Raw genomic sequence first — 19,054 nt, 5'->3', positions numbered from 1 at the left:
TCCGGGCTAAAGTGGAACACCCGTTCAGATACATCAAGCAGGTGTTTGGTTACGACAAAGTCCGCTATCGAGGCTTGGCCAAGAACAAGAGCCGGCTCTATCTGTTGGCGGCCTTCAGCAATCTGCTGATGGCAAGGAAAGAGCTGCAGGTATAGGGGCAGTGAGCCCAGATGACGCCCCACAGGGGGGGAAGATCCAAAATGGCCGGAAAAACACTCTGAATATTCGGCCATATATCGTCGAGAGTTTGAATTACCTCAGAACCTTGGGGTTATTCAGACTCTCCCTAGACTTTTTATAGATCGTCGGGATGCAACATCGCAATCTGCGAAAGGGGGAGCGTCGTGAATACGACGATGACCATTGTTCGTAGTCTGGCACAAGTTTTTGACGCGCTGCCAGACACCTGCATGGGGTGTCTGGGTGGGCTCTTGCCGCTGACCGGTATGGAACCGGCAGAAAGGGGGGGGACCAATACATTCCGCTTTTTCCGTTTCAATACCTGTTTTCCTGAACCAGCTCTCAACATTCTTTTCCGGCAGGCGGTCCTGAGTGGACGCCCGGACTCTACTTCTGGCCCTTCTCTAAAAACACCTTTTCAGCCAGTGATATACCAGACACTCAATCTGCAGGTGTACGCATAACCCTCAGGTGAACAGACATGGCGCTCGCTGTCATATTGATTATCCTGGTAGTCGCTTCGGTGCTGTTTCATATATTCAGTCCGTGGCAGGCAACTGAGGCGGCATCCAATTGGGGGTCTATTGATGAGGCCCTGCTGATAACGATTGTCATAACAGGAGTCTTCTTTGTGGCTGTCGGTTTTTTTGTGGCAGTGGCGGTATGGCGTTTTCATCATAAAAAAGGAAGGCGGGCCGCCTATGAGCCTGAAAACCGGAAACTGGAATGGTGGTTGATCGTTATCACGTCCCTGGGGATTATGGGAATGCTGGCGCCGGGCCTGGTGGTGTATCAGGACTTTGTCGATGTTCCTGAAGATGCGACTGTTGTTGAAGTGTTTGGTCAGCAGTGGCAATGGACTTTCAGATTGCCGGGAGAGGATGGAAAGCTGGGAACATCCGAAATCAAGTGGATCAGCGCTGCCAATCCGCTGGGGGTGAATCCTGAAGATCCGGATGGTCAGGATGATCTCGTGATTGTCAGTAATGAGATTCATATGCCAGTAGGCAAGCCTGTTAAGGTGCTGCTGCGTTCGAAAGATGTCCTTCATAATTTTTACATCCCTCAGATACGCTCAAAAATGGATATGGTACCGGGACTGGTGTCCTATTTCTGGTTCACACCCACCAAAACAGGCCGTTTTGAGATTTTGTGTGCTGAGTTCTGTGGTGTCGGCCATTACAACATGCGAGGCATACTGATTGTGGACGAGCCCGAGCAATATGAACAATGGAAGGCCGGGCACAAGACTTTCGCCGCCAGTCAGAAACGTCAGGGGGCCACCGCCGGGAGTAACCGACTGGCACTGGGGCGGCAGTTGGCTGAAAACCAGGGGTGTCTGGCGTGTCATAGTCTTGATGGCAGTGACAGCCTCGGGCCGACATGGAAGGATCTTTATGGAAAGTTCGAAACCCTGTCTGATGGATCCACGATCATCGTGGATGAAGCCTACCTGAAAGAATCCATTCTGGAACCCAAGGCGAAGATGGTGCAGGGATATCCCCCTGTAATGGTGGCCTACAGTCTGGATGATGAACATCTGGAGGCACTGATTGCGCTGATCAAATCGCTGAGTGGCAAATCCGGTAACGAAGAGAATGTGGAAGAACCGTCATCGGCGGATCCGGTAGCGCTGGGACGTGAGTTGGCCCAAAGTCTCGGATGTACTGCCTGTCATAGTACGGATGGCAGCCCAGGAGTGGGTCCAACCTGGAAAGCCATGATCGGTAAAACAGAAAACCTGACGGATGGCAGCTCAGTAACGGTCGATGAAGCCTATCTGAAGGAGTCTATTTTGGCCCCCGGGGTCAAGGTGGTGGAAGGGTACTCCCCGATAATGCCCGCCTATACAGTAAGTGAGAACGATATGGCTGCTCTGGTGGCTTATCTGGAATCGTTGAGTGACTGATTTTGGGGATGATGCAATGGCCTACGCAGAACTAGCTGAATCCGAAGAAATTCATGAACCCAAGAGTTTTATCACCCGGTATATCTGGAGCCAGGATCACAAAGTGATTGCAGTGCAGTACTCGCTGACGGCCATTTTCGTGGGATTAATTGCGCTTGTACTTTCCGGCCTGATGCGCATGCAGATTGGGTTCCCCGGCAGTTTGGAATTCATGGATGCGAGTACTTATTATCAGGCTATGACCATGCATGGCATGATCATGGTGATCTATCTGTTGACAGCGTTGTTTCTAGGGGGCTTCGGGAATTACCTGATCCCTTTGATGGTTGGCGCGCGCGATATGGTATTCCCCTACGTCAACATGCTCAGTTACTGGTTTTACCTGCTATCTGTCATTGTGTTGATTGCCAGCTTTTTTGCTCCGGGTGGACCAACTGGGGCCGGTTGGACGCTATATCCGCCTCAGGCGATTACCCAGGGAACGCCCGGTGCAGACTGGGGCATTATTCTCATGCTGGTCTCGTTGGCGATTTTTATTGTTGCCGCCACCATGGGTGGGTTGAACTATGTCACCACGGTGCTTCAGGCCCGCACGCATGGTATGACGCTGTTCCGTATGCCGTTGACGGTATGGGGGATTTTCATCGCGACCATCCTGGCTCTGCTGGCCTTTCCTGCTTTGTTTGTCAGTGCGGTTATGATGATGTTTGACCGTCTTCTCGGCACCAGCTTTTTTATGCCAGCCATCATTTCTCTGGGGCAACCGCTCGATCACGAAGGTGGCAGTCCGATACTGTTCCAACACTTGTTCTGGTTTTTTGGCCATCCTGAGGTTTACATTGTGGCATTGCCGGCATTCGGCCTGGTTTCCGACCTGATAAGCACCCATGCCCGGAAAAATATTTTCGGATACCGGATGATGGTTTGGGCGATCATCGCGATCGGTGGGCTGAGCTTTGTAGTATGGGCTCATCATATGTACGTGAGTGGGATGAATCCCTATTTCGGTTTCTTCTTTGCCACCACAACGCTGATCATTGCGGTTCCTACGGCATTGAAAGTTTACAACTGGGTGCTGACCCTATGGCGGGGTAATATTCATCTGACGGTGCCGATGCTGTTTGCTCTGGCTTTCATTCTCACTTTTCTGGTGGGTGGGCTGACAGGGCTGTTTCTTGGCAATGTGATTATTGATGTGCCTTTGTCTGATACCTACTTCGTCGTGGCCCATTTTCATATGGTCATGGGGGTGGCTCCTATTCTGGTAGTGTTTGGTTCGATCTATCACTGGTACCCCAAAATCACCGGCAGGATGATGAATGAAACCCTTGGGCAGATCCATTTCTGGATTACGTTCCTTGGGACATACGCCATTTATTTCCCCATGCATTATCTCGGTTTTCTCGGTATGCCGCGCCGCTATTATGCCTACGAAGATTATGAATTCATTCCGCAGTCAGCCCATGATCTGAATGCCTTTATCACGGTTGCAGCTCTGGTGGTTGGCGTGAGTCAGGTGCTGTTTTTATTCAACCTGTTCTGGAGCCTGAAACATGGCAAAAAATCCGGTGGTAATCCATGGCGTGCCAATTCGCTGGAATGGTTGACACCGGACACTCCGCCGGCCCATGGAAACTGGGGAGCCCGGTTACCTGTGGTTCATCGTTGGGCCTATGACTACAGCGTACCGGGGATTGAGCAGGACTTTCTGCCGCAGACCTGTACCGAGGAAGAACTAACCCAACTCAAGTTGAGTCGAACGGCAATGGATTCTGCGAGTTCCCCTGAATCAAATCCCGAGGGAGGTGCATGATGGCGTTGACTCCTCAAATGCGGACGCTGGATATGGGTGAGCCAGGAGGCGGCTGGAATTCCCCTGATCATGCAAGTGAACTTCAGTGGCGGCTGCGGACAACCAAGGTGGCGGTCAGAATATTACTGGCGGTGGTGACCTCTCTCTTCATGCTGTTTCTGGTGACATATATCGGCCGCTCTCAGTTCAGCGACTGGCTCAATCTGACGGGGCCACTTGGTCCACTGGCGGATACCTCAATACTGTGGTGGAACACACTGGCACTGATATTGGCCAGTGTATCTCTGCAGTGGGCGCGCATGGTTTCCAGAAAAGGTCACAGAACGCTGGTTATGGTGTCCACCATGACTGCCGGGATGTTGGCTGGGGCCTTTATCGTCGGCCAAATGTTCCTATGGGGACGACTGGTTGAGTACGGGTTTGGTGTCGCCATCAATCCCGCTATCAGCTTTTTCTATCTGCTCACCGGACTGCACGGCTTTCACATCATGGGAGGGCTGCTTGCCTGGGCGCGTTCCATGGAAAAAATCTGGCATAAGTCTCCCATGCAGGTGATTAACGCCGGTTTGGAACCCTGTGCCATTTACTGGCACTACCTGCTTTTCATATGGCTGGTGCTTGTATCGCTGCTGACGAGCTCTCCCGAAACCTACGCCACCATTGCCGCACTGTGTGGATTGAGGTGAATTATGGCGATGAATACTGGTTTGGAACCCGCATTGTCAGATTCCGGTGGTTGGAAGCAGTTATCCGGAGACTGGCGTGGAGACAAGGAGGCCTTTAAAGGTGTGCCTTGGGGGAAAGCCATGATGTGGATTTTCCTGCTGAGCGATACCTTTATTTTCTCCTGTTTTCTGGTGGGATATATGTCTGTCAGGATGACCACCACAGATCCCTGGCCGGTGCCAAGTGAGGTGTTTGCGTTAACCATCGCCGGCGAGAGTATCCCGCTGATACTGATTGCGATCATGACCTTCATCCTGATATCCAGCAGTGGAACCATGGCGATGGCAGTGAACTTTGGCTATCGCAGAGACCGCCGTAAAACGGCCGCACTGATGGTGATGACGGCCCTGTTTGGAGCCTCGTTTGTGGGGATGCAGGCGTTTGAGTGGAGTAAGCTGATTGAAGAAGGTGTCAGGCCCTGGGGAAATCCCATGGGAGCCGCTCAGTTCGGGGCAAGCTTCTTTATGATTACCGGATTTCATGGGCTTCATGTATCTATTGGAGTGATCTATCTGCTGATTGTTGCGTTCAAAGTGGCGAGAGGAGACTACGAACGCAAAGGTAACTATCAGATCGTTGAAATTGCCGGACTCTACTGGCATTTCGTGGATCTGGTCTGGGTGTTCATCTTCGCCTTCTTTTACCTGTGGTGAGGTGACCTAAGTAACTAGGTAAGTAAGCAAGTAAATAGGTAGATATGTCGGGTGGATGAACCTGTTGGTTTTCTGAGTCTTCGAGGAACGCAGTGGGGAGGAAGTTGTCATGTCACAAACTGAAGGACAGCAGCATCCTATTGGCCTTTATTTGAAAATCTGGGGGCTGTTGTTTGTATTAAGTACTATGTCTTACATGGTGGACTACTTTCACCTGCAGGGTATGCTGCGGTGGTCGCTGATTATCATTTTTATGCTGCTGAAGGCCGGATTGATCGTGTCGGTGTTCATGCATATGGCCTGGGAGAGGCTGGCCATCATTTATGCGATTCTCCTGCCGCCACTGTGCATATTGGTATTGATCAGTCTGATGGCAGCAGAAGCTGACTATATATTTTGGGCACGAGTGCTGTTCTTCGGCCAATCCGCAGATGCCGTTGCAGGTCATCCGTAAAGCAGGATATAGGTCAGGATATGGATCAGAGCATGAGAGTCAGGACTAAACTCCGGGATGTAAGATCTGCCTGGCCGAGAGGCTCGGAAGCATGGCCTTCATATGCACCCAACAACTTCATATGCACGCAGCAAGCAGACGACGGATTTGGTGCTGGCAGGCAAAGAGTCGCTAACTAATTGCCTGCCGATGTTATAGGGCAGATGCAAGGTCTCAAGATCCCTATATCAACTGTTTGAATTGATGCCATTTATGCTGCCAGAAGACCGCCCAGTTTGGCGCTGCCTGGCCTGTACCGGCAACCTGCAATGAACGATGATGGCTGACGACCTGATCAAGAACGGCTTCCTGGTCTGGCTCAACATCCACGAAGAAGATGTGTTTGCCTTCCTTGAGAATTTTCTGGAATTTGCGGAAGTGTTCGTTTGGCTCCTGTATACCCCGTAACCCGCCTTCCCAGATGGAGAATCCAAGGATGACGATAGACAGGAAGATAAAAGGGACCCAGCCTGCGGCGGTTTCCGTGAGGCCTGTCAGGTAAGCTCCAACGAGTACGATAACGGCAAGACTGACGCCGACAATGGCTCCGATCTCACCGGAGTGAACAACGTCTTTCTTCATGAGTGAAGTAACGTCATGCAAATGATGCTGTTCCACTTCGGCATCGTTTTCGCTCAGAACATGAATTTGCTCTGTATTAATACCTTTTGCTTCCAGTTCACTTTCTACGCTTTCCAGGTCATCCAGGTCATCCAGGTCATCCAGGTCATCCAGGTCATCGCTGATGTAATAGTGCCGATTCATGACACACCTCCCATCGCTTTTCTCGTTGATAACCCTGCATCCCGGCATCTTTATGGTCGTCAGGTTCTCACCATCACCCAAAGGCCAAAGGTGCACAACAACGTGGAAATCATTTTCCGGTATGCCCTATCTAAGTTTGGCACCACCCTCTATTCAAGCCAGATTTGCCGAGCTGCTGCCCGGCTCGTCTAGTTTTTGCCAAATATAGTGCCTCGGCCGTTATCCAGCCTGAACTCGCTGCCAGTAGGCAGAGAATACGGGGCCATCAGGATTTTGTTCTGCACTGGTTAAAGGCTGCGACGGCTGCCCGTAAATCTTTCAGGTTGATTTCGGTATGTGTCACCCTGGATTGCAGATCACCAATCATTACGTACAGATGAAGCTTTTGGCTCTTTGTCAGGCGGTTTAGAAGATCATCTGATAATACGGCATGTGACGGAATGGCCTGGCCGGTAAAAGGAATCAGACGACCTTTATCGAGACGGATTCCACTTCCGCTGGCATCCAGATGAATTTCAGAGGAGGCATTTAGAATCAAATGCTCGGGCTGAACGGTGATCCAGATCTGGGAAGTGAATTTGTCGCTGTCCACCTGAAGTGTATGGGTGGTGAGGCGGCAACTGCTCTGAGCACCACTCCATACACGGCGTAATTCCCACATGCCAAAAGTATCCAGGACTTGGTCCTGTCTTGAGGGTTGTTTCAGGTTGGTGAGTACTTCCTCGATAGACTGTTGGGCTTCCTGTCGGGAACTGACTGCTTGAGAGACGGCTGTCGCGGTTGCTGCATCCTGTTTCGGCTGATTGGACGGCATTTTCGAGATTGCCTGACCGGCAGCGGGAGCCGGAGCATTGTTCAGCTCGTCAATGATGTTGCTGCCTTTGCTTGTTTTCGCACCGTCTTCCGTCTGAGTGGAAGGGGCGTTGGCGATTTCAGTTTTCTGGGATTCCTCGTCGTCAGCTGTTTTAGGCTTTAGGGCCAGCTGATCGCTCGTGAGGCTATGGGAGGATTTACTGAAGGTTTCCTCTGATGCTGCCGTGAGAGCCCTGTCTGCTGCCGGTTTTTCCGAAACAATACTTGATGAAACTGCAGCAGAACTTTCAAGGGCTGGCGCCTGTCCGTTCGTGGAAAGTGCTGGTGAGTCTTCTGATGCTGCTAATACCCGTGCTATTGATGCCTCATGCTGGGTCAGTGATTCGCCGGTTTCAGCATGCTGAGTGTTTTTTTCTTCCATCGGGGGCGTTTCTTCCTGAGAGGACCCGACAACCTGAGGCTGAGGGGAATGGAACAGGCTGCAACCCTGCATCGTGCCGAGGAATAAACTGCCCGCCAGCACCAGTATGGGTGCTCGGAGGCAAGTAAAAGAGAAAGTGCGACTGTATACGAATACTGCTTTATTGGCTTCAGACTTCATCCTTACCGTCTCCAGCTGGAACTTCGTTATTGTTATGGACTGCCGGGGAGTATCAGGCGTTTTTGCTGTGTCCGGGACTTCCCGCAGACCTCTGATGTTATGCTGGCTTGTTTTCAAGTTGATCACAAACCAGAGCATGACAGGTTATCACCTGCCTCGGTGTAAAAACGTTGTCTAGGTCGCAGAATATGTGAAGCAGGCTGTTTTATGACCAGCTTCGGGAATCTGCCGTCATAGGTTCTTGGGCTGTCCCTGTCCCAGGGTGTTGATGCGCTGCCCGATTGGTGGCGCAATGTCACCATTAATGACCATGTCCAATAACACTGGGTCTCTTTGGTTGAGAATGGCCGACCAGTCAATGTCGCGGAGCTGTTCCATGTCGATGATGCGATAGGACTCAATCCCCAGGGCTTTGCCCATCAATGCAAAATTCACCTCCGGCAAGGCATTGGCCGTATCTTCGAACCCCCTCAATTTCTGTCCGTGCCGAATGGTGCCCAGGCTGCCGTTGTTCATCACAATGAATACCACATTGAGGTGGTTCTCTCTGGCCACGGTGAATTCAAGACTCGACATGAGCACGGCACCATCACCGGTGATGCAGATGACAGGGACATCCCCATGGCCGAACTTGCAGCCTATTGCGGCACCTATCGCCCAGCCCATGCTGGCAAAGCCCATGGAAATGTTCACTAGATTGTGAGTTGTACTATCAGGAATATTCTGCATCCAGTAGTGGGTAGACCAGTAAAAACTGTTTCCGGTATCCACATAAACCCGGGTCGTAGCCGGTATCTGGCTGCTGATATAGGTAAAAACCTGCCGAGGGTTCAAGGGGGAGGCATCTGTAATGCAGTCATCCCAGTGCATGACAGAGAAATTACCCGGTTTGTCCAATGATTTCATTTTGACCGGTGTCAGCATTCGTGTTGATCGTTTGGGAACTTTCAGCTCTTTGAACAAGGCAGAGAACACCAGTCTCGGGCTGCCCAGAATGTTCAGCCTTGCCATGTAGGAACGGGATAGCTGTTCCGGGTTACTGCTGACGTGAATCATACGTGAAGTCAGCAGGGTGGAGCCATCCCAGCCGCAGGTGGCTGTTTCATCGAGATCCGTCCCCACGACAAAAATCAGCGGGGCACTTTCCCTGGATAATGCCACTCTCGCTGATTCATGTCCTGCCGTACCAAAGACCCCACGGTAGAGTGGGTGTTGGGCATTGATCAGACCGCGAGACATGGGAAATGTCACAATAGGCCAGTTGTAGGCCTCGGCGATTTTCAGAATATAGGACATTGCCTCCTCTGCGCCGGGACCGAGGGCGAAAACGGCTTTGGAAGTTCCCTGGATGAGGTTTTTGAGCTGATTCAGCTGTTGTTTGTCGGGGGTCGCCTCCATTGGCCGGTTGATGTAGGGGTAGTCATTGAATGTGGCACTGATCGGCATCGTGAGAATATCTGAGGGAATACTCAGATGCACCGGCCCCGGAGTCAGGCCCAAGGCATTGGAGAGTGCCAGATGCAACTTGTGGATCAGTTGATCCGGGTGGGAGACCAGGGAGTTATATCGGGTGCAGCTTTCAAACATCAACATACTGTCGATACCCGCTCCGCTGGTTTCCTGCATGGCCCCACGACCAAAGGTGCTGATCGGGGTTTGGGCAGTAATGGCCAATACTGGGATATTGTCCACATAAGCATTGGCTATGGGGGTCAGCAGGTTGGTGGCTCCAGGGCCGGAGGTTGTGCCACAGACTCCGATCTTTCCGGTTTCACGGAAGTATCCGTCCGCCATATACGCCGCACCGGCTTCACTGCGGGTCAGAACCCACTTGGGAATGTTTTCACTGGCTCTTTGTGCCAGGCGATGGCAAAGAGGATCAATATTTCCTCCCGGGACGCCAAATATGTAGCGAATATCAAGCAAAGCGAAAAAGTCGATCAGTAGATCGGTGCAGGAGGAGGGTGGAGATTTTAAAATACGGGGCAGTGGTTCCATGGTTACTCTCCTTTGCCGCATTCCCGGCGCGTCGCAACCTTGGGGTAAGCTTTCATTCACCCAAAGGGCGTTACACCTTATAGGCAGTTTAGCATAGTCTATTTGTATTAAATGGTGCGATGAAAGGTAATATTCCACATTGTTGAAAACTATTATTTTTATGATATTGATTAATTTTCATAAAAGTTAGGATTGTTCTAATTTGATAGGTAGACAGATTTCGAGAGGAATCTTTGTTAGTTGCCTAATGACAAAACGGTCTGATTACCCAACGGAGGTTACCGATATGGCCAAGACAATTTCATTTGCAGCGGTCCATTTCAGTGTTGCTTTTGCTGTTGGATATCTGATGACAGGCAGTTTTGTAGTCGGTGGTGCTATTGCATTGGTGGAACCCTTATGTAACACCGTTGCCTATTTCTTCCATGAAAAAGTCTGGGAAAGGATTCGCGTTAGAAAATCTACAAATGACGCTCCCAGATCTGTGAGCCGAGAGATGGCGAACGGCGAGGCACTGGGTCAGGAAACCGGGAATAACTCATTGGCGTTAAGTCCGTAGAATTGGTGTGAACAAATGCATCACCAGATGATCGGGGCCGACAACGAACCCATTGTTACCGGGACAACCTGAAGTGCATCCCGGTAGAGCTGCAGTGGATGAGAAAAAAAGCCAATGGATAAATTACAGTCTCAGGCGTAGAACTCCCGAATTGCCATTAACAGCCTGTCCACATCCTTGGCGCTGACGTCCATATGAGTGACAAAACGCATTGGCTCACCGGCTGTAATCAGGATGCCCTTATCGGCCAAGAAGTCTTTAAGTTGTTTGGAGAGGCCCGATTTACAGCGGGCATAGACAATATTGGTTTGTGTGAGCGCAGGGTTAATCTCCAGTTGCGGGAAATCAGCCAGACCAACAGCCAGACGCTGGGCATTGTCGTGATCTTCCTGAAGGCGCAGCGGCATCTTCTCAAGCGCAATGCGACCTGCAGCCGCGAGTACACCGGCCTGACGCATTCCACCTCCCAGCATTTTACGCAATCGTCTGGCTTTATTGATAAACAGCTGGTTCCCCAGCAACACTGATCCAACCGGCGCGCCGAGACCTTTGGACAGACATACACTCACCGAATCATAGAGGTTTGTGATCTGAGTGACGTCAACGCCGCTCTTAACCGCAGCGTTGAAAACCCTGGCGCCGTCCAAATGGAGCGATAGTTGATGTTTGTCGCAAAATGCGCGGGCTGACTGCTGATAGTCAAGTGATAGAGCTTTGCCGCCAATGGTGTTTTCAAGCGACAGCATACGGGTCACCGCAAAGTGAAAGTCATCGGGTTTGATCGCTGCTTTGGCCTTATTCAGATCAATGCTTCCGTCGGCATCATTCTCGATTGGCTGGGGCTGTATACTACCGAGAACTGCTGCACCGCCGGCCTCATAACGATAGTTATGAGCGGACTGCCCACAAAGGTATTCTTCTCCCCGTTCACAGTGACACATGATGGCCAACAGATTGGCCTGGGTACCACTGCTGGTAAACAATGCGGATTCAAATCCCAGTCTTTGCGCAGCAAACTCCTGCAGCGAGTTAACGGTGGGGTCGTCGGCATAAACATCATCGCCAACCTCTGCATTGGCCATTGCCTGGCGCATTTCCGGGGTGGGACGGGTAACGGTATCGCTGCGGAAATCCATCATAATCAATTCTCTTCGATGATGTGGTTTGATGATTGTTGCTGCTGAAGGCTGGACTAACATCCTGCCGTCATCATACGGAGATTCTATCCCCGAAGACGAGTTCTTTGTGAACAGACTGCAAAAAAGAGGTTCTATTAGACCACGTCAGGTCAATGGGATGAGGATGATGACTTTGAAGTGCATGACAGCTTCGAAGAATCAAGGATGACTAACGAGATTGAATTTGGCAGTTTCATTTCTGAAAAGTCAAAGAGGTCCGGAGGCAGCCTCGAATTTCACAATAAGACCTTGCTCTAGCTACCGCTAAAAGCTTTAATTTAAATCCTGATAATTAAAACTTCACAACCACAGTATTCTTCCCAATTTAAAGTCCACTTTCGCATGCTAGTGAAATTGCTTGACGGCTTTTTCATGTGAGTGTCGCTACTATAGTTTGGCAAAAAAAAAGTCATACTATTTCAAGAGCCGATATTTGGCTTTTGAGGAATTAGAAATTTTCTTTGCGATTCCCTTTGATCCTTAGAGATGGAGGTCAATCAGAATGTCTCAAATGGATGTTTTTCTTTTATCCGTTAAAGTTCGAGCCCTAGAAGGCAGCTCGATTGATATGGATGGATGTGAGTTCTATTACGTGGAAATATTCGTACCTGTAGATTCGACTCTTGGCTTCGAGCAAAAAATTGCTGTGGCAATCGATAGCTCAAAAGAAGTCCTTTCAAGCGACAATCTGCAGCTTGAAGAAATTTCCAAACTATTGCTATTCAAAGAGGCTGAGTGGAAGGGCGAAGGTGAGTTCAATGATGAGCTTCGTGAAGAAGCCAGGAAGTCACTGGCTACCGGGAAAGTTTGTAAAGGCGCCTTCCGTTCAGAAGAAATTGAAGAGGAATGCGAATACTCAATATCACTAGATGATTTAGCCTGATCCAATCAACGAGGCGGTGCGTCCTCTGTGTTCAGTGATGAACGGCGACATAGAGTGCTGATAGGAAACAATGCCGGTACCGACAGAATTAGACAAAATACGAATTATCATCTGGCGATGTTTAATCTTTAGCTTTATGTGTCCAAGGTTCGCTTAAGCAACAACTAGAAGACTTCACCCCACCTCCCACCAGATTCAATTGCAGGATGTTGCGCTCTTGGCCTGGCGTCGGTAATCCCCGGGGGTTTTTCCCGTCCAGCTTCGGTAGGCTCTGGTAAAGCTGGCCTGATCACTGAATCCCAGTTTGCGGGCAATGTCTTCCAGGGGAACAGGGGTTTCAGCAAGATAAAGATCCGCATAACTGCGCCGAATCTCATTGTGCATTTCCCTAAAGGAGGTTCCTGCCTGGGATAAATGATTTCTGAGGTGGCGTGCGCTCATATTCAGTTGCTGAGCGGTACGTTCCAGTGTGGCTCTGCCAGGGGATTTCAGAATCTGTTCGCGTACCTGAGTGGCAATTTCATTGGCTTCTTCGCTGACAGTCGCATTCTCGCGATAACGTTCTTTGGCCAGGGAGTAGGCAACCCTTTGATGGTCGTCCTGATGATGACGCCCGATAATCGGCAGCGTCACCTGGTTGTGTTCTGCTCCAAAACGCCACTTGGCGTCAGGAGCCACAGCGTGCCAGGCAGCGTCGTTCAGTTCGCTGCTGAAATCAAACTCAAATTGCATGTTGCGTGAAATCTGGGAGGCTACCGTATAGATACTTCCCATGTAAATTTTCGCCAGGAAAGGACGGGCCTTGCCCATTTGCCAGGTATCATGAAGTCTGATTCTCACGTCAGAACCGCTGATACTGACTTCCATGTCCACCAGCGGAAGACAGACCCTCAGGTGTTCCACTACCATTTCCACCAGTTTGCAGTAATCATCCTGGCTGAGCAGTACGTAGCCAAAAAGTCCGTGAGCAATCAAATCCAGCTGCTGGCCAAATTGAAACGCCGCGCGCTCGTCCGCCACCAACCATTCCGCGTGTTCAAGTGTTCTGATGACCTGATTGACAGAAAGAAAGGCATCCGGGTTGTTCAGGGTGGCAGCATCTACCTCACTGTTGGACAGGAGTACATCAGCGCTTACACCTTTTGTTCCCATGAAACGCAAGAAACGGCGTGCGTATCTTGTCGATATCAGCGGGACATCATAGGTCAAAGCGTTAGTCATAATTCCGTTTTCAAGTCGTCCTGGTCTTTGGGATTATTGTTCTGCATTGGCTGCCTCGCCAATGCTTTTCAACAACCTGCTAGGATTCTAGTGCTGCGACTCATCAATTGAAAAGCGCTTTGTTCAAATTTTCATTTTTAAAGTTTGATCGGTTTCACGAAACGGGCGTTCAGTTCTATCCGTTTCCGCTTTTAACAAATCCCCTGCCGTTTAAGTCAATGACCGCCCCCCTCCCGGTAGGCTTAATTACGGGAACTGGTCTGGTTAAATCAAGACAAAACCTCATGTCTGATTTGTTGGTAGCCGCTACGAGGCACGCAGCAGATGGCAGCTCATTCCCGCTAACAACCACCGAGCAGCCTTACTGTGTTTCATAAAAAATACAAAAGAGAGGATGAAACATGAACCCAACAAAGACTATCTTTCAAAGGAACCGGCTACGTGTAGCGATCGCCAGTGCAGTCCTGATGACCGCTCATGGAATGGCAAACGCCGATCCGGTGACATTGAACCTGGAAATGATGTGTCCCTTCCCACTGATCGGTGATCAACCGATTCTGGCAACCATTAACGCGGACTATCCGGCAGAGGTAACTGTCGGTGAAAGCTTCGGTCCCTTTGCCGTTGATACCATCACCGTAGTTAACGATACCTCTCGTCAGGGATTGTCATTGATGCAGGCAAAAACTGTGACAGGGGAGGCGTCCAGTTTTACCACTATTTCCACGGGACATCGTGATATTGCCAATGATGTTTTGCTTACGGTTGAGCCGACGGCGGTGCCAGAGGAATCCGGCTCCTTTGATGTTCCAGCTGTCGGCGATGCGCCTGCAGTCGTCTTTACTGTTGCCGATGTGGGGACGGCCCAGATCACTGTGGATGACTTGATTCTGGACCTGATTAACCGTAAGGCAGACGGCACACCAGCCAATCCTCCCATTGGAGAATTTACCTCCGACTGTACTGTGGTGGAAGGACAGAATAACGTATTGCACACCTTTGAAATTGTTGAAGGTGATGTCAGCGTTCCGCAAAACATTGAAGTTGATCAAACGGCTATCGACTTTGGTGATGTGCAAATGGGCATGACTGAGCAAATGACGGTGGCTATCAGTAACAGTGGTGGTGAAATTCTGGGCATCAATGGCGTTTCCATCGCTGGCACAGACGCTGATCAGTTTGTTCAGACCAATAACTGTACCACTTTGGCTGCCGGCGAAAACTGCAGCGTAGTTGTCACCTATTCAGCCTCGGAAGAGGGTGTGCAGAATGCCACCCTGACCATTGCCTCTGATGATCCTGATACTCCAAACGTCACAGTCGCTCTGACTGGCAACGGGTTGATTGAACCGGTTTCGGACATTGTGCTGAGTGATGAATCATTGGATTTCGGAGCCATTGAAATTGGTACTTCAAGCGAGAAAACACTGACAATCAGCAACCTCGGTGGAGCCAGCCTTAACATCAGCAACGTGTCTTTGGCCAACAACAGTGACTTCCAGATCACCAGTACTGACTGTGACATTGTGGCGCCGGACGCTAATTGCTCCGTGACGATGACCTACACCGCTAATTCGACTGACACCAGCAGTGACGTGTTGACCATTGAATCCAATGATCCTGATCAGGCTTCTGTCACCGTCGCACTCAGTGGCAGCGGTAAAGACCCGGTCGACAATACACTGGAGATCTTCATGAATGTTGAGGGGACAACTTATGTGTCGGCCTCAGATAACTCTCTCCCGCTGTCCGGCTCGATCGACAGTATTCTGGATCTTTCCACAGGGATGATCACTGCCGACCTGATGCTGAACCCAACCAGCGGAACTTTCCACATTTCCCAGCTATTCCGTAAATTGACTGCAACAGCTCATGTTGAGTTCGAACAACTGGGTCAAACCACCGGCAGTCTGGTTAACGGTGTTCTGACGGCCAACTCTCAGGCATATGTCAAAGTGCCTAAAGTCACTGTGAACATATTCGGTTTGCCGATTCCCATCGGTGGCGGGAACGATTGCCGTACGATGGATCCTGTGACCTTCAGTGTGGCGACTCCGGACGGGGAAATTTTCCAGCCATTGGAAGGAGGCAGCCTGGTAGGCAACTATGAACTTCCGGCACTGGAGAATTGTGGGCTGCTGACAAGTGTTCTCAGCCAGTTCCTGGCTGGACCTGGTAATACCATCGATCTTGACCTGACCCCTCAACAGTAATGGACGGACGGTAACTTTTGTAGGGCCGAGGCCGCTCTAAGGATGATCTATCACTCCCATTTGGATTTATCAGTCCTATAGAGCGGCCGGTTTTTTTAAGTCGATGAAGGAATTCATCCGGGGAATCCCTAACTGCCCCGTATGACAGCGCTGTAGCCGATCATTTGGCGAGGCATCAAAAAACAAGTAAAACAATATGTTGGAGAATAAAAATGAAAGGGCTGAATAAAAGTATTGCATTATTGGCAGCCGCTGCGGTTTCTTTGACTGCACAGGCCGAACTTAAATCCATAGACGATACCACCCTGGCCGACGTGACTGGTCAGAGTGGACTGGTGATTGAAGCCGGGTTTGGCTCGATCTCAGGCGTTGATGCTGCAACAGGGGATTTTTACGGAATTGACTGGAGTGGTGCCGGTATCACCATTGATGCATTCAAATGGATTGTGGATATCGAAGGTGGCTGGGATCAGGATACCAACGAGGGGGTAAACACCCGATTGCTGCCATTGCAGGACAGTCTGGTGGAAACACCTTACGCGGGCTTCCTCGCTGAAGATATCTCCATTGCCGGGTCAGTGGACATGACCATTGATGCCACCGCCGATCTGGCCAATGTGATTGGCAATGGCGGTGCCGTTTCGGAAGGAGACGGCGGTATCGGGATTACATTCGCCAACTCTGATATTCACTTTAGGGTCGGCAATCTTGGCGTATTTGTAGAAGACTATAACGGTCTTCAAATAGATGGCCAGCAGGTCAGTAGTTTTGGCGGAGTTGAGTTGATCGGTATGAACATTGATGGGCTTAGCTTGGTTGTGAGGGGTAACGGACTGTAGTATTCCCCTGATAATCACTTACCTCCCCGGCGGATTGAGCCATCCGTCGGGCTTTTTCCGCTGTCAGATTATTAGCATGGCGATATCGCTGCCATGGTAGTATTTTCATAAGAAAACTCTGCATTAGACGCTTATGAATAATACTATCTCGATACGTCCAGGCCTGATCACCTTCCGGGGTGGAGCCTTTGATGCGTCACCTCATGCACATCATGCTATTCAGGTAGTGAAACAGGAAAATGGCAGTGTCATGACCTGCCAGATTGATGGTGAAACTATTACTTCGGATGTTGTGATTGCTCCTGATATCACCCATGAACTTCGCTTGAAACAGGGGCTGGTGGTTTTGGTTGAGCCCCAGAGTGTAGTGGGGCAGAAACTGATGGATTATCTGGGTAAACGGGAGTACCGGGTGATCGAGTCATCTGATCCATTCAGCGCAGCCGGATGCGATATTTCTACTGGCATATTGAGTAACGCAGGAAGATCTGACGCAGAAGAAAGTCAGGTTCCCGTCCCGCTGGATACCCGAATCCAATCTTTGATTAGCCGGTTAGATCTGTGTCTTCAGGGAGAGTGTATAAAACCCTCCCATTGGAAAGCGGCGGAAGTGGCCGATGAACTTGCGATCTCCGAAAGCCGGTTTCTGCATTTATTTCGGGAACAGATGGGCGTGGCGTGGCGGCCCTATCTGTTATGGCGACGGCTGATTTGTGCCCTGATGGCAATGCAAATGGGAGCCAAGGCAACGGATGCCGCCTACCGGGCAGGTTTTTCGGACAGCGCCCATCTCAGTCGCAGCTTTCGGCAGAATTTCGGTATGAGTATTCGTGAAGCCTCTCGTCTATTTTCATAGTTCTGGATTCGATCGCTTTCCAGATTCTTTGTTTTATTGAACGGCAACTGAATTTTACAATGTAGCTGGTTTATTCAATTATGTTCGGCTCGATCTGGATATCCTCAGTATCTGTTAAATGCAGAAGAGAGGGAATGGGTATGACGTCGGTCAACGAACGTTATCTGATGAAAACGCACATGCTGGATTTTGATCACCCGGAAATCCAGGCTCTGATTCAAGATAGGGGGTGGAAGCGATTGGTCCCCTATGAAGCTATTGGTGCTGTTTATGCCTTTGTCCGGGATGAGATCCTGTTTGGTTACAATCGGGATGACAGTATTCCGGCCAGTGAGGTTTTGAAGGACGGATATGGTCAGTGTAATACCAAGGGCACGCTGCTTATGGCGTTACTCCGTGCGGTAGGCATTCCGGCCAGGATTCATGGGTTCACCATATTCAATGAGTTGCAGCGTGGGGCGATTCCAGGAGTCCTGATGCCGCTGGCGCCGTCGCGGATATTGCATAGCTGGGTGGAAATCCAGTGGGATGGACAGTGGGTGAATCTGGAAGGTTATATTATTGATCGCGAGTACCTGACCAAGGTGCAGCAAACTTTTGCCGGTCAATGTGAGCAGTTCAGTGGTTTTGGTATTGCCACACCCTGTCTGAGCCAACCTCAGGTGGATTGGAGCGGACAGGACACTTATATCCAGAAAGAGGGAATTGCGGACGACTATGGCGTGTTCGCCCAACCTGACGATTTCTATCGAAAACATGGTATAAATCTGTCAGGAGCCAAAAGACTGCTGTTTCGATATCTGTTGCGTCATTGGCTCAACTGGAATGTGGACCGCATAAGGCGAAAAGGTATCCCGGATAGTTATATACGGACTCGTGAGAGTCCTCGTTGATTGTGTTGACTCAGGTGGTTACTCGTGATTGAAATTCTTCTTATGGCACTCAGTGCTGGCATCGTTTTATTGTTGGGATTGGTTCACTTGTTCTACACCTTTGCAAGCAATAAGTTTTCGCCGAGAGAGCATGACTTAAGGACATACATGGAGCGGGTTTCACCAGTGATCACGCGTGAAACCTCTATGTGGAAAGCCTGGGTTGGATTTAATGCAAGCCACAGTATGGCGGGCATTCTATTCGGTCTGATCTATGGGTATCTGGCTTTCTATCACAGCGAGCTGCTGTTTCAATCCGCTTTTCTGCTGTTGACCGGCGGATTGATGCTGGTGGGATTATTTATCCTGGCCTGGCGCTACTGGTTTCGCATTCCCCTGGCAGGGATCAGTCTTTCTCTCGCGCTCTATCTGTCCAGTGTCATAATGGTACTGATGTCGTGATGGTGCCGGACGACTGATTG

The 19,054-nt window shown here is 50.2% G+C and carries 19 protein-coding genes; 14 read left to right on the top strand and 5 right to left on the bottom strand.

Annotated elements, in window-relative coordinates; translation table 11 throughout:
* The 7 genes from F566_RS33745 to F566_RS0121730 form a co-directional block, all read left to right on the top strand.
* Positions 1-155 (top strand): transposase (locus F566_RS33745; protein ID WP_020405735.1); only part of this gene is annotated, 155 nt, incomplete at its 5' end.
* A 189-nt stretch (positions 156-344) separates the two neighbouring features.
* Entirely contained in the window at positions 345-644 is a 300-nt protein-coding gene (locus tag F566_RS0121755) for a hypothetical protein (RefSeq protein ID WP_157496979.1), read from the top strand.
* A gap of 17 nt (positions 645-661) precedes the next feature.
* Positions 662-2,089, top strand: coding sequence for a cytochrome c oxidase subunit II (locus F566_RS0121750; protein ID WP_020409150.1), 1,428 nt, complete (start codon positions 662-664; stop codon positions 2,087-2,089).
* A complete protein-coding gene (ctaD, locus tag F566_RS33740; protein WP_020409149.1) occupies positions 2,082-3,902 on the top strand; it encodes a cytochrome c oxidase subunit I in 1,821 nt (606 codons plus the stop codon). The genes F566_RS0121750 and ctaD overlap by 8 nt, the downstream gene beginning before the upstream one ends.
* Positions 3,899-4,588, top strand: coding sequence for a cytochrome c oxidase subunit 3 (locus F566_RS0121740; RefSeq protein ID WP_020409148.1), 690 nt, complete (start codon positions 3,899-3,901; stop codon positions 4,586-4,588). The genes ctaD and F566_RS0121740 overlap by 4 nt, the downstream gene beginning before the upstream one ends.
* A 3-nt stretch (positions 4,589-4,591) precedes the next feature.
* Positions 4,592-5,281 (top strand): heme-copper oxidase subunit III family protein, encoded by a 690-nt coding sequence (locus tag F566_RS0121735; RefSeq protein WP_020409147.1) that lies wholly within the window; start codon positions 4,592-4,594, stop codon positions 5,279-5,281.
* A 109-nt stretch (positions 5,282-5,390) separates the two neighbouring features.
* On the top strand, positions 5,391-5,735 hold the full coding sequence (locus tag F566_RS0121730) for a cytochrome C oxidase subunit IV family protein (protein ID WP_020409146.1): 345 nt from the start codon (positions 5,391-5,393) through the stop codon (positions 5,733-5,735).
* Between the two features lie 222 nt (positions 5,736-5,957).
* On the opposite strand, the gene F566_RS0121725 is transcribed toward F566_RS0121730, so the two are convergent.
* The 3 genes from F566_RS0121725 to F566_RS0121715 all read right to left on the bottom strand — a co-directional run bounded on the left by F566_RS0121725 (position 5,958) and on the right by F566_RS0121715 (position 9,951).
* Positions 5,958-6,539 (bottom strand): hypothetical protein, encoded by a 582-nt coding sequence (locus tag F566_RS0121725; protein WP_020409145.1) that lies wholly within the window; start codon positions 6,537-6,539, stop codon positions 5,958-5,960.
* A 265-nt stretch (positions 6,540-6,804) separates the two neighbouring features.
* Positions 6,805-7,953 (bottom strand): hypothetical protein, encoded by a 1,149-nt coding sequence (locus F566_RS0121720; protein ID WP_157496977.1) that lies wholly within the window; start codon positions 7,951-7,953, stop codon positions 6,805-6,807.
* 231 nt (positions 7,954-8,184) lie between these two features.
* Positions 8,185-9,951: a thiamine pyrophosphate-binding protein gene (locus F566_RS0121715; RefSeq protein WP_020409143.1), complete on the bottom strand. Its 1,767-nt coding sequence runs from the start codon at positions 9,949-9,951 to the stop codon at positions 8,185-8,187.
* A gap of 286 nt (positions 9,952-10,237) precedes the next feature.
* Between F566_RS0121715 and F566_RS35725 the strand changes: the two genes are divergently transcribed.
* Positions 10,238-10,510 (top strand): DUF2061 domain-containing protein, encoded by a 273-nt coding sequence (locus F566_RS35725; protein ID WP_051085411.1) that lies wholly within the window; start codon positions 10,238-10,240, stop codon positions 10,508-10,510.
* A 131-nt stretch (positions 10,511-10,641) separates the two neighbouring features.
* Here F566_RS35725 and ltaE read toward each other — a convergent pair whose 3' ends face one another.
* Complete coding sequence (gene ltaE / locus F566_RS0121705) at positions 10,642-11,649, bottom strand: low-specificity L-threonine aldolase (protein ID WP_083921152.1); 1,008 nt, start codon at positions 11,647-11,649, stop codon at positions 10,642-10,644.
* 541 nt (positions 11,650-12,190) lie between these two features.
* Between ltaE and F566_RS0121700 the strand changes: the two genes are divergently transcribed.
* Positions 12,191-12,571, top strand: a complete 381-nt coding sequence (locus F566_RS0121700) for a hypothetical protein (RefSeq protein WP_020409140.1) — start codon at positions 12,191-12,193, stop codon at positions 12,569-12,571.
* Positions 12,572-12,766: 195 nt separating this feature from the next.
* On the opposite strand, the gene F566_RS0121695 is transcribed toward F566_RS0121700, so the two are convergent.
* Positions 12,767-13,792 (bottom strand): AraC family transcriptional regulator, encoded by a 1,026-nt coding sequence (locus tag F566_RS0121695; protein WP_020409139.1) that lies wholly within the window; start codon positions 13,790-13,792, stop codon positions 12,767-12,769.
* 401 nt (positions 13,793-14,193) lie between these two features.
* Here F566_RS0121695 and F566_RS0121690 point away from each other — a divergent pair, with 401 nt between their 5' ends.
* From F566_RS0121690 to F566_RS0121670, 5 genes are all read left to right on the top strand, one after another.
* Positions 14,194-16,005 carry a choice-of-anchor D domain-containing protein gene (locus F566_RS0121690; RefSeq protein WP_033416699.1) on the top strand — a complete coding sequence of 604 codons (1,812 nt, stop codon included), beginning with the start codon at positions 14,194-14,196 and terminating at the stop codon, positions 16,003-16,005.
* A gap of 212 nt (positions 16,006-16,217) precedes the next feature.
* A complete protein-coding gene (locus tag F566_RS0121685) occupies positions 16,218-16,844 on the top strand; it encodes a DUF6160 family protein (protein WP_020409137.1) in 627 nt (208 codons plus the stop codon).
* 133 nt (positions 16,845-16,977) lie between these two features.
* On the top strand, positions 16,978-17,700 hold the full coding sequence (locus tag F566_RS0121680) for a helix-turn-helix transcriptional regulator (RefSeq protein ID WP_020409136.1): 723 nt from the start codon (positions 16,978-16,980) through the stop codon (positions 17,698-17,700).
* A gap of 140 nt (positions 17,701-17,840) precedes the next feature.
* Positions 17,841-18,593 (top strand): transglutaminase-like domain-containing protein, encoded by a 753-nt coding sequence (locus tag F566_RS0121675; protein WP_026180213.1) that lies wholly within the window; start codon positions 17,841-17,843, stop codon positions 18,591-18,593.
* Between the two features lie 24 nt (positions 18,594-18,617).
* A complete protein-coding gene (locus F566_RS0121670; protein WP_020409134.1) occupies positions 18,618-19,034 on the top strand; it encodes an LIC_13387 family protein in 417 nt (138 codons plus the stop codon).
* Positions 19,035-19,054 lie beyond the last annotated feature (20 nt).

It is taken from the genome of Hahella ganghwensis DSM 17046, assembly GCF_000376785.1.
Taxonomy (GTDB): domain Bacteria; phylum Pseudomonadota; class Gammaproteobacteria; order Pseudomonadales; family Oleiphilaceae; genus Hahella; species Hahella ganghwensis.
This window is presented reverse-complemented; position numbering and strand designations above follow the sequence as displayed.

What these genes read in the sequence shown, in the direction of transcription:
- F566_RS0121750 (WP_020409150.1), top strand. Translation starts at nt 662, where the DNA reads ATGGCGCTCGCTGTCATATTGATTATCCTGGTAGTCGCTTCGGTGCTG.
- F566_RS0121740 (WP_020409148.1), top strand. Translation starts at nt 3,899, where the DNA reads ATGATGGCGTTGACTCCTCAAATGCGGACGCTGGATATGGGTGAGCCA.
- F566_RS0121735 (WP_020409147.1), top strand. Translation starts at nt 4,592, where the DNA reads ATGGCGATGAATACTGGTTTGGAACCCGCATTGTCAGATTCCGGTGGT.
- F566_RS0121730 (WP_020409146.1), top strand. Translation starts at nt 5,391, where the DNA reads ATGTCACAAACTGAAGGACAGCAGCATCCTATTGGCCTTTATTTGAAA.
- F566_RS0121725 (WP_020409145.1), bottom strand. Translation starts at nt 6,539, where the DNA reads ATGAATCGGCACTATTACATCAGCGATGACCTGGATGACCTGGATGAC.
- F566_RS0121720 (WP_157496977.1), bottom strand. Translation starts at nt 7,953, where the DNA reads ATGAAGTCTGAAGCCAATAAAGCAGTATTCGTATACAGTCGCACTTTC.
- F566_RS0121715 (WP_020409143.1), bottom strand. Translation starts at nt 9,951, where the DNA reads ATGGAACCACTGCCCCGTATTTTAAAATCTCCACCCTCCTCCTGCACC.
- F566_RS35725 (WP_051085411.1), top strand. Translation starts at nt 10,238, where the DNA reads ATGGCCAAGACAATTTCATTTGCAGCGGTCCATTTCAGTGTTGCTTTT.
- ltaE (WP_083921152.1), bottom strand. Translation starts at nt 11,649, where the DNA reads ATGATGGATTTCCGCAGCGATACCGTTACCCGTCCCACCCCGGAAATG.
- F566_RS0121700 (WP_020409140.1), top strand. Translation starts at nt 12,191, where the DNA reads ATGTCTCAAATGGATGTTTTTCTTTTATCCGTTAAAGTTCGAGCCCTA.
- F566_RS0121695 (WP_020409139.1), bottom strand. Translation starts at nt 13,792, where the DNA reads ATGACTAACGCTTTGACCTATGATGTCCCGCTGATATCGACAAGATAC.
- F566_RS0121690 (WP_033416699.1), top strand. Translation starts at nt 14,194, where the DNA reads ATGAACCCAACAAAGACTATCTTTCAAAGGAACCGGCTACGTGTAGCG.
- F566_RS0121685 (WP_020409137.1), top strand. Translation starts at nt 16,218, where the DNA reads ATGAAAGGGCTGAATAAAAGTATTGCATTATTGGCAGCCGCTGCGGTT.
- F566_RS0121680 (WP_020409136.1), top strand. Translation starts at nt 16,978, where the DNA reads ATGAATAATACTATCTCGATACGTCCAGGCCTGATCACCTTCCGGGGT.
- F566_RS0121675 (WP_026180213.1), top strand. Translation starts at nt 17,841, where the DNA reads ATGACGTCGGTCAACGAACGTTATCTGATGAAAACGCACATGCTGGAT.